The sequence below is a fragment of the Nostoc sp. DedSLP04 genome (assembly GCF_034530775.1).
Taxonomy (GTDB): Bacteria; Cyanobacteriota; Cyanobacteriia; order Cyanobacteriales; family Nostocaceae; genus Nostoc.
On sequence record NZ_JAVRCL010000081.1, the window covers coordinates 21805 to 32528 of the forward strand.

Annotated in this window: 5 protein-coding genes; 3 read left to right on the forward strand and 2 right to left on the reverse strand. The window is 43.1% G+C overall.

Features of this window, described 5'->3' with window-relative positions; all coding sequences use genetic code 11:
• The first annotated feature begins 317 nt into the window (after window positions 1-317).
• Together RMX89_RS30980 and RMX89_RS30985 are read left to right on the forward strand one after the other, a co-directional pair.
• Complete coding sequence (locus RMX89_RS30980; RefSeq protein ID WP_322691645.1) at window positions 318-3194, forward strand: NHLP bacteriocin export ABC transporter permease/ATPase subunit; 2877 nt, start codon at window positions 318-320, stop codon at window positions 3192-3194.
• A 195-nt stretch (window positions 3195-3389) separates the two neighbouring features.
• Window positions 3390-3590: a hypothetical protein gene (locus RMX89_RS30985; protein ID WP_322691646.1), complete on the forward strand. Its 201-nt coding sequence runs from the start codon at window positions 3390-3392 to the stop codon at window positions 3588-3590.
• 154 nt (window positions 3591-3744) lie between these two features.
• Here RMX89_RS30985 and RMX89_RS30990 read toward each other — a convergent pair whose 3' ends face one another.
• Complete coding sequence (locus RMX89_RS30990; RefSeq protein WP_322691647.1) at window positions 3745-4422, reverse strand: class I SAM-dependent methyltransferase; 678 nt, start codon at window positions 4420-4422, stop codon at window positions 3745-3747.
• A gap of 99 nt (window positions 4423-4521) precedes the next feature.
• Between RMX89_RS30990 and RMX89_RS30995 the strand changes: the two genes are divergently transcribed.
• Complete coding sequence (locus RMX89_RS30995; RefSeq protein WP_322691648.1) at window positions 4522-6633, forward strand: glycosyl transferase family 1; 2112 nt, start codon at window positions 4522-4524, stop codon at window positions 6631-6633.
• A 475-nt stretch (window positions 6634-7108) separates the two neighbouring features.
• Here the strand turns inward: RMX89_RS30995 and RMX89_RS31000 are convergent, their stop codons facing one another.
• The gene (locus tag RMX89_RS31000) at window positions 7109-10588 is read right to left on the reverse strand and encodes an ELWxxDGT repeat protein (protein WP_322691649.1); all 3480 of its coding nucleotides are present in this window, start codon (window positions 10586-10588) and stop codon (window positions 7109-7111) included.
• Between the last annotated feature and the right edge of the window lie 136 nt (window positions 10589-10724).

Genomic DNA, 10724 nt, shown 5'->3' on the forward strand with positions numbered 1-10724 from the left:
CCTTTAACTCTATCATTTTCCTTATTCAAGCGACATTAAAGGCAAATCTTCTTCAGCAATTATAAATTTACGTGAGTCTCCCACGGAGGCACACGTTAAATTACTCAATTTTTCCATCCAAGACGATTATCAGATTTTTCTTGCCCTGCTTTCCCTGCTGATTGAGCAATTAATTATTTTTTATTTGGAAGTCCCTGAGGCTGATGTCCTCTAAAGTAATATCATCATCACAAAAAATCTGTGTTACATTCAGCCGGGATACAATAGTTTTTCTTATATCTTTTTCCAATCGTCGAACTCACATCGATTTACCTTAAGTGAATCCTCTTTCCAAACCATACTCCTTTCAGGCAAACGAACCATTACTGTTGAACGATCCAGAAACATTCTGGATAGTGCAGTCTGGAACATTAGCAGTGTTTGCAACTAGAGTTAAAAACAGTTTACCAAAGGAGCATCGCCGCTATCTGTTTCATGTCAACGCTGGTGAAGTCTTGTTACCGGAAGTAATCGCACAAAGCCAATGGAATTTTGTCGCGATCGCAATTGAATCCACCCAATTATGCCAGATGTCAATGGTTGATTTGGTTAAGGGAATCGCGGCGGCTGACTCTCAAGCCATAGAATTTTTAGAAGGTTGGGTAAATCATTTAGGACAATCTCTTAGTGCCCAGCAAACAGTTTTAACAACGCCATTAAACCTTGTGCAGACATTAGGGCGGGATTTTTCATTATCGCCCAGTGAAACGCTACAGTGGAGGCAGCAAACACTTCTATGGGTGAAGTTGCAGCAAGGCAATACTCACTGGATGGGAGTCGAGGAATTAACGTTGAATTCTACCTCACCAGCGTTTCCACTCACGAGTGATATGTGGCTGGAGGCAGAAGATGCGGTTATCGGACAAATGTTACCAACGGCAGATTTAGAAAATTTCGAGGAACTTCTGGCAGGTTTAGCCAGTTTGCATACTTATTTCTTTCACTACTTCAGTTTGCTGGCAAATAAAGAAGCAGAAGCAGAATTTCGGCAGTTTCAGGAACGCGAACAATTTAATCAGCAAGTAATAGAGGGGGCACTCTCTGATTTAGCAACAGTATTGCAGCCACAGCAGGAGGCGGTTTTTTCTCAGGAAGGGCCGCCCTTATTGGTAGCATTTGGGGCAGTCGGACGGACGCTGGGGATAGAGATTCGTCCACCAGCAGAGGATTTGAATTCTATTAAAGACCCTGTAGCTGCGATCGCACAAGCATCGCAAATTCGGATTCGGCGTATAACTTTAACAGATGGCTGGTGGCATCAAGACCAAGGCGCGATGTTAGCTTATACTCAGCTGGAACGCCCAGTGGCGTTGTTACCTACAGATAATCGAGATTATGTCATCTTTGACCCCGTAGCGCGAACTCGGACACCTGTAAATGAATCAATAGCAAAAACACTGTCACCATTAGCCTACGTTCTGTATCGACCATTACCTCAAATTGCGCTCAACGCCATTGATTTACTGCGGTTTGGGGTCAAGGGTTATGAAAAAGATATTGCCAGTATTTTAGTGGTTGGGCTACTAGGCACAATATTGGGCATGGTTGCACCGCAAGCAACAGCAATTTTAATCAATCATGCCATTCCCGATAGCGATCGCGCAATGCTTTGGCAGATCGGATTAGTAATGTTTGCAGTCGCCTTTGGGCAGTTAGCTTTTCAAGTTGCCCAAAGCATTATTACCCTACGAGTGGAAAGCGCCACTGATAGCATATTACAGCCAGCCATTTGGGATCGCCTGCTGAGATTAAGCCCTAGCTTTTTTCGCCAATACACTTCTGGAGATTTGGTCAATCGCGTTATGGCGGTGAGGGAAATTCATCAAAAACTTAGCGGTGCTACCCAAAGAACGTTGTTGAGTGGAGTTTTTGCTTTATTCAACTTGGTGCTGATGTTTATTTACAGTTGGCAATTAGCATTTGTGGGCGTGGGTTTAGCAATATTTGCCACTGTGGTTACGACTGTTGCAAGTTTCCTCTTGGTGAAGAAATCGAAAAAAGAGCAAGAACTCAATGGTGCAATTCAGGGACTCACGGTACAACTAATCAACGGTGTTGCCAAACTGCGAGTGACAATGGCAGAAGAACGCGCATTTGCAGCTTGGGCAAAAAAGTACAGCCAGCAGATCCGACTGAAGGCGAGTTGGCAAGAGATTAAAGATAGTATTTCTGTATTTAACGAAGCACTTCCTTTGGTAAGTTCTATACTGCTGTTTGGGTTTGCCATGTTGTTAATGCAAACACGCTTAACACTGGGTACATTCGTTGCTTTTAACTATGCTTTAACTATTTTTATCAAAGGAGTAATTGACCTGAGCAATACTGTATCAGAAATTTGGAGTATTGTACCAATCTGGGAACGAGCAAAACCGATTTGGCGATCACAGCCTGAGTATGATTCAACCAAGGTTAACCCCGGACAATTAAACGGTCGCATTGCCCTAAATCGTGTCAGCTTTCGCTACTCGGAAAATGGCAGCTTAATCCTTAATGATGTCAGCCTTCATGCCGAACCAGGAGAATTTGTTGCGATCGTTGGGTCTTCTGGAAGTGGAAAATCAACGATATTGCGGTTGTTATTGGGGTTTGAAACTCCATTGACAGGGAGCATCTATTATGATGGCAAAGATTTAGCAGAGATGGAACTCCAAGCTGTGCGAAGACAGTTAGGAGTGGTACTGCAAAATGGTAAAATCGGTACAGGCTCGGTTTTTGATAACATCACCGCCGGAGCTTTAGTTTCCCTAGAAGAAGCTTGGTCAGCCGCACAAATGGCAGGTTTTGCTGATGATATCAAGCAAATGCCAATGGGTATGCATACGATCGTCGCCGAGGGTGGTAGTAATCTTTCCGGTGGACAACGGCAAAGATTATTGATTGCGCGATCGCTTGTTTCCAAGCCTAAAATTATCTTGATGGATGAGGCGACCAGTGCTTTAGATAACCGCACCCAGGCAATTGTAACTGAAAGTTTAGCTAAGTTAAATGCTACCAGAGTGGTAATTGCCCATCGCCTCAGCACCATTCGTAATGCCGATCGCATCTATGTTATCGACGCTGGTCATGTCGTGCAGGTAGGTAATTTTTCGGAATTGATCGCCCAAACAGGGTTATTTGCCAAACTGGTAGCCCAACAGTTAGAAGGGGAGCTTTAGTTTTGCTTTAGCATGAAATTAGTAACTGTAATGGTTAGGGTGGGGTAAAACTAAAGCTAAAACCTTAGTAAATCAGGTTTGGGGGGAGGTTTTAAGAATTTATGCAATAAATATATTACAGCTATTTTCAAGTAAATAGACCACGCGGTAGGGGCGTAAGGCCTTGCGCCCCTACAACAGATGTGGTTCAAATACATGAAAACTGCTGTAAATTCGGGCGGTCGTTTATTGAATTCGGGCGGTCGTTTGTTGAATTCGGGCGATCGTTTATTGAATTCGGGCGGTCATTTATTGAATTCGGGCGATCGTTTATTGAATTCGGGCGATCGTTTATTGAATTCGGGTGGTCGTTTATTGAATTCGGGCGATCGTTTGTTGAATTCAGGCAGTGGTTAGGGTGGGGTAAAACCCAGATTATTGAACAACGTAGAGACTTGTGTGTACACCGTAGCCTTTATAAGGGGGCATTAAGAAGGGTAATAATGTGATTTTAATCACAGCATACTACTTTTCAAACATCCTCTAATATCAAGTCCGGTTAATTAATACTTTACTCCCGTTCAAAGACAAAAATAATGGAAATCGGTTTATTTGTCTTGGGATCGGATGGCTCATATAAATTTAGCAATCGGTAATTCAAAGCATGGAATTCGTTAATCCATGATTCCAGGGTTCGGAAATACCAAGGAGTAGGGTAGAATGGTCGATCTGCATTTGGTTGCCATGAAGTTTCGCGCCACCCATTGGAGTATGGAGAGTTACCGCAAGCAATTATCGGATGAAGTGTTTGAATGATTATTTTGCCTTTGTCCTCTAACAGGCTATGACCTGCCTTAGCGATCTGATCGAGAGCGCATTCGCCTAGAATTGAAAAGTTGCAGATCGAGCAAGAGAAATGGTCAATGGTGCTAAATTTTTGTGATGCAAGATCCGAGTACGAACAGACAACAAAGCGAGAATCACCACTATCCTTTGCTGTCTCAATGAGATCGGCGCAAAAATCAACACCCCAGCCATCAATTCCTAAAGAAAAAAGCTGTCGAGACAACCATCCCTCACCGCATCCAATATCTAAGAATGTTCTGGGATTAAGTTGGGTTATCGCTTTAACTATAGCGGCATCTGTGGCGATCGCACGGCTTTCAATTTGTTTATTACGAACTGCTTGTGTCCATAATTTAGCATTCATCTGCCATGAGTCAAGGATTCGTTTTTCATTTTCTTCCATAAACTAATGCAAAACTTTTTTGAGTCGCTGGGGAAACTGAAGGCTTTTTAGGATTTTTCGAGTTTAATAGACGATTGTATCATTAGTAATTGCAACGCTATGTTAATTAATGAATTAAGAAATATTAATTTGATTATCTTTCCTGACTGGTCTAATTTAGAAACCGCGATTGCAGAAGACTTGACGAATGTTCTCAGAACTCTTTTCACACATCCAGCTAGACAAGATATAACACTACTAATTTACAGCCAAAGTTTAGCGGATGAACTACAGGATAATGCTAACTCATTACTTTTTGAGACAGTTCTGAAACTTAGTTTAGAAGAAGCTGTCTCAGAAGACCTAAATGTAGGGCTTACGGGTCAGTTAACTACCGAAGAATGGTCTATTATTAAATCATTAATTAACTTTCGCATCCCAATTGATCGCGAAGATTGCTACATTATCCAGCAGCCAGAAATTGCACAAATTCCTAAATGTGATTTGTCAGAAATTGAACAGCCAACTATTTATGAAGCGGCTCGGCTAGAATCTTGGCACAGATGGGGTGACTATTTCGCAGATAGTGAATCGCCTGAAAACGCTATCTCATATTACAGCAAATATTTATCTAGTTGTCCGCACCAAATTAACTATTATCTGAAGTTAAGTGATGTTTTGTATAAAACTGGTCAGATGCCAGCGGCGATCGCAACATTGCAAAATGGTATTAGCAATTGCCCTCAAGCAGAAGAACTGTATTACTGGCTGATTATTCGTCTAAAGCAAAGCCAGAACTATCTAGAAGCTCGTAACTTCGCTCAACAGGTTACAGAGAAGTTTCCTGAAAACTACATATTCAAAATGTTGAGCTATTTGATGCTGCCAGAAACTTATCATACTCCTCAAGAGATTGATACCTATCGGGCATGGTTTGAAGATGGGCTAAAAAAATTGATTCAAGAAATAACAATTAATAGTCCAGATGAACAGAAAAAAGCTTTGATCGGAATCAGCCATCATACAAACTTTTTCCTTGCATATCAGGCAAAAAATGACCTGGAATTACAGCAGCAATATGGACAGCTAGTTCACAAAATTATGGCGGCAAATTATCCGCAATGGAGTCAGGTGCGCCCGATTTCTTCTATTAGTAACAATCGAAGAATTAAAATTGGCTATCTTTCCTATTTTTTATGTAGCTGGAGTGGAACAGTTTTGTTCTTAAACTGGCTTAAATATGCAGACAATCAAAATTTTGAAATTTATTCATATCACATCGGGCATCAAATTGATGCTGCTACTCAATTATTTCAGTCTCATAGTACGAAGTTTTATCATTTGCCAAATAATTTAGAACAGATTTGTCAGCAAGTTATTGACGATCGCCTTGATGTGTTAATTTTTCCAGAATTAGGAATGGATGCCACCACACTATGTATTGCTGGACTGCGTTTAGCACCGATTCAATGTATGGCTTGGGGGCAACCTGTCACTTCTGGATTGCCCACCATTGACTATTTTTTATCTAGCGAACTGATGGAGCCTGTGAATGGCCAACATCACTACACCGAAAGCCTTGTACGTTTGCCTGGTGTTGGGATTTCCTATCCGACGATCAAAGTTGATTCAGTTAGCCGCAACCGATTATTTTTTGGATTACGAGAAGATGCGATCGTCTACATTTCTAGTCAAGCTGCTTATAAATATTTACCGCAGTACGATTACGTTTATGCAGAAATTGCCCGTCAAGTTCCCAATGCTCAATTTATGTTCCTTCGCTCTGGGATTTCTCAAGAACGTCTGAAACGGGCATTTGCGGCTGTCGGGTTAGATAGTCTTGACTATTGTGTATTCTCTCCTGTCTTACCGCGTGATGATTATTTTGACTTGCTTTCTTTGGCAGACATTTATTTAGATACCTTCGACTGGGCGGGTGGTAACACAACACTGGATGCGATCGCCTGTCATTTACCAATTGTCACTTGTCCTGGTGAGTTTATGCGGGGGCGTCATTCCTATGGCTTTTTGCAAGCGATCGCTGTAACACAGACAATTGCAGATGATACCTCGCAATATATTCAGATTGCAGTGCGATTAGCCGGAGATATTGATTGGCGATCCTCAGTTCGTGAAGCCCTAAAACTCTCAAGCAACGTTCTGTTTGACAATCCCACTGCTACCCAAAATTTAGAAGCATTCATCAAACAGGCGATCGCTGCAAGAAGTTAAAGAAAGTATAGGACTCATATTTGATTTCTGAAAAAACTCAGTACACCTTTATTCCTATCTTCCCAGTCCCCAGTCCCCAGTCCCCAGTCCCCAGTCCCCAGTCCCCGATCCTTACGAGTAATCAGGAATCAAATAGGATTGCTATATATTTTGACTTTGCTTGAAAAATAAGTAAGTATTAACAGTGATATTCAAAGGCTATGAAAGTCGAAAATGAAACGTCCAAATCGCCTTGCTTGGATGGGAGCGATCGCTTGTGCAATTTGAGTGATGTTATGTGTGCTTAAATAGCCATAATATCCCCGTTAAACCCGCGTGCAAAGAAGGTTTAGGTAGCTTTTTATTATCGTTGTAGTTGCCATGTTCAGCATGAAAACTACAACGAGTTTAACCTTTTGTATTACCGAGAATGATAATTTCCTCTGCCCTTAGCAATGTGTCAGGGATCGCGAGGATTTTACTTAGTTCGCTTTCGTTAGGCAATGACAGTAATATTTGCACTAGTAAGCGCTACCTGATTCGAGAACTGGGCTATCTGAACTTGTGCAGCACTACCAACCCCATCTTTATCAAAGAATAGGTTCCCCGTAGTTTGATCGTAGATAAAGCGATCGCCTGCAATTGTCGCACTAGTCCCAAGTCGGAATAAGCTCGAATCCAGTACTGTATCCTGAGATTGGCTCAGTCCAAATTCTGTCTTAGAAACGAAGATAGTATCATCTCCAACAGTAAAATCAGTAATAGTGTCATAGCCTCCAGTGCGAGTATCAGCCAGGTTGAAGCTATCTCGATCAATTCCACCAGTCAATATATCTCGACCAACTCCACCAGCGAGTACATCGTCACCTGCACCACCAAGCAAGGTGTCATTGCCTGAGTTACCAAAAAGGCGATCGTTGCCATCAACTCCATTCAAGATGTTAGCGCCAGTATTTCCCGTCAGGATGTTATTAAGGCTGTTACCAGTACCATTGATTGCTGAAGTTCCACTCAGGGTCAAGTTTTCTAGGTTATTTCCCAACACCCAACTCACCGAAGACTTAACTAAATCTGTGCCTGCATTTAAACCTTCAGTAACAGTATCGCTAAGGTTGTCTACAGTATAAATGTCATTGCCAACTCCACCGTCGAGACTATCAATTCCCGCACCTCCGTCTAAGCTATCGTCACCCGCACCACCCAACAAGGTGTCATTGCCAGAACCACCAATTAGGCTATCGTTGCCATCAACTCCATTCAAGATATTAGCGGCACTATTTCCTGTGAGAATGTTATTAAGGTTGTTACCAGTACCATTGATTGCTGAAGTTCCACTCAGGGTCAAGTTTTCTAGGTTATTTCCCAACACCCAACTCACCGAAGACTTAACTAAATCTGTGCCTGCATTTAAACCTTCAGTAACAGTATCGCTGAGGCTGTCTATGATGTAAATATCATTGCCGACTCCACCATCTAAGCTGTCATTGCCAACTCCACCATCCAAGGTGTCATTGCCTGCACCACCCAACAAGGTATCATTGCCGTCACTACCAATCAGGCTATCATTGCCATCAACTCCATTCAAAGTGTTAGCGGCAGTATTCCCAATTAAGATGTTATTAAGGCTGTTACCAGTACCATTGATTGCCAAGCTTCCAGTTAGGGTCAAATTTTCCAGGTTATCTACCAACACCCAACTCACCGAAGACTTAACTAAATCTGTGCCTGCATTTAAAGCTTCAGTAATCGCATCGTTGAGGTTGTCTACGATGTAAGTGTCATTGCCGATTCCACCATTGAGACTATCTGCTCCCAAACCACCATCTAAGGTGTCATTGCCGTCATCACCAATCAGGCTATCATTGCCATCAACTCCATTCAAAGTGTTAGCGGCAGTATTCCCAATTAAGATGTTATTAAGGCTGTTACCAGTACCATTGATTGCTGTGCTTCCAGTTAGGGTTAAGTTTTCCAGATTAGCTCCCAACACCCAACTCACAGAAGACTTGACTAAATCTGTGCCTGCACTGGCAGATTCAATAATAGTGTCGCCGATGCTGTCCACAGTATAAGTGTCATTGCCTTTACCACCAATGAGACTGTCATCTCCTGTACCACCATCTAAGAAATCATTTCCATCGCCGCCATCGAGGGTGTCGTTATCACCTAGTCCGTTGAGCGTGTCATTGCCCAGCAATCCTGAGATAATATCCTTGTTCACCGTACCAGTCAGGTTGTCTGCAACTGAAGTACCAGTAATTTCATTAGGAAATTGACTAATGCTATTAGCCACTGTTAATGCAAAAACATCGCTGACAGTTGCCGTTCCATCATTGGCTATAACTTTGATGTTGAGGCTACCAACGTTGTTATTTGTGGGAGTACCACTAAAGGTAGTGCCGTTGAAAGTTAACCAAACAGGAAGTGGATTACCATTTTCCAAAGTTGCGGTGTAAACGAGATTATCTCCCGCATCCACATCACTGAAGGTATTTGCTGGCACCACAAAGCTAAAGGCAATGTCTTCTGTAGCTGTTTGGTCTGCGATCGCATTACTCACAACTGGAGCATCATTGGTATTGGCGATCGCTAGACCAAATACACTACTGGCGCTAGCTCCATCCTTATCAGTTGCGGTAACTTTGAGGCTGAGGCTGCCCACATTTTGATTTAATGGCGTGCCGCTAAAAGTGCGCGTGGTTGGATTAAAGCTTAACCAAGCCGGCAATGGATTGCCGTTACTGAGGCTAGCAGTATAGGTCAGGGTGTCGCCTGCATCGACATCGCTGAAGGTGGTTGTTGGTACGGTAAAGTTGAAGATGGCGTCTTCTGTTGCTGTTTGGTCAGCAATAGTACTTAATGCTTTTGGGGCATCGTTAATATTGTTGACTCCGATCGCGATCGCTTTTTCGTAGAATAAACCACCCTCATCTGTGGTACGTACACGGATGTTGTAGCTATTCTTGGTTTCGTAGTCGGGGGAAGCGTTGATACGTAACTGGTTACCGACAATCGTGAAGGCGCTGTTATCGTTGGTGTCTGTACCCGAAACTAGGGTGTAGGTGTGGGTGTTGTCTCCATCGGCATCAACGGTACTAAAGTTGCCAATTACTGTGTTGCCAGGAACATTCTCGTTAACACTACTGGCACTTAGACTCATGTCAGTGGGGGTACTGTTGAGGTCAAGCTTAAAAAGTTCCAGCCCAGTGTTACCATTGTCAGCAACAAAGTAGAGTTTGCCATTAACGTAAGTTAGGTTGGTGGGATTAGAGCCAGGTAAGCCAGGGTAGATATCGTTGACACGGACAGTACCAGCCTCGGTGCCATCACTCTTCCACAGTTCATTGCCCCCACTGCTGTCGGTGGCAACAAAGTACAACGTGCCGTTGACATTCGTTAGATATGTTGGGTTAGAGCTACCCGTGCCAGTATAAATATCCTTAACGCGGACGGTACCAGCCTGAGTACCATCACTCTTCCACAGTTCATAACCTCCAGTGCTATCAGTGGCAACAAAATACAGCATACCGTTGACATTCGTCAGATTTTGTGGGTGAGAGCTACCCGTACCAGAGACAATATCCTTGACGCGGACAGTACCAGCTTCGGTGCCATCACTCTTCCACAATTCCCGACCCCCACTGCTGTCAAAGGCACTGAAGTACAGCGTACCGTTGACATTCATCAGATTTTGCGGGTCAGAGCCAACGACGCCAGAGATGATATCCTTAACGCGGACAGTACCAGCTTCGGTGCCATCACTTTTCCACAGTTCAGTCCCCCCAGTACTTTCGGTGGCATTAAAATACAGGATGCCGTTAACATTCGTTAGATTTTGGGGCTTAGAGTGACTCGTGCCAGTATAAATATCCTTGACGCGGACAGTACCAGCCTCGGTGCCATCACTCTTCCACAGTTCGCGATCGCCACTGCTGTCGGTAGCAGTGAAATACAGGGTACCGTTAACATTCGTCAAATTTGCCAGGTTAGAGCTAGCTGTGACATTAATATCCTTGATGCGGACAGTACCAGCATCGGTACCATCACTCTTCCACAGTTCTGACTTTTCCCGTTAAGTCTTGAAAAGCTTGCTCACAAAGGATTTAGGAAAC

Bases quoted from the DNA above. Each gene is read 5' to 3' on its own strand.
- RMX89_RS30985 (WP_322691646.1), top strand. From the start codon at position 3,390: ATGAAAACTGCTGTAAATTCGGGCGGTCGTTTATTGAATTCGGGCGGT.
- RMX89_RS30990 (WP_322691647.1), bottom strand. From the start codon at position 4,422: ATGGAAGAAAATGAAAAACGAATCCTTGACTCATGGCAGATGAATGCT.
- RMX89_RS30995 (WP_322691648.1), top strand. From the start codon at position 4,522: ATGTTAATTAATGAATTAAGAAATATTAATTTGATTATCTTTCCTGAC.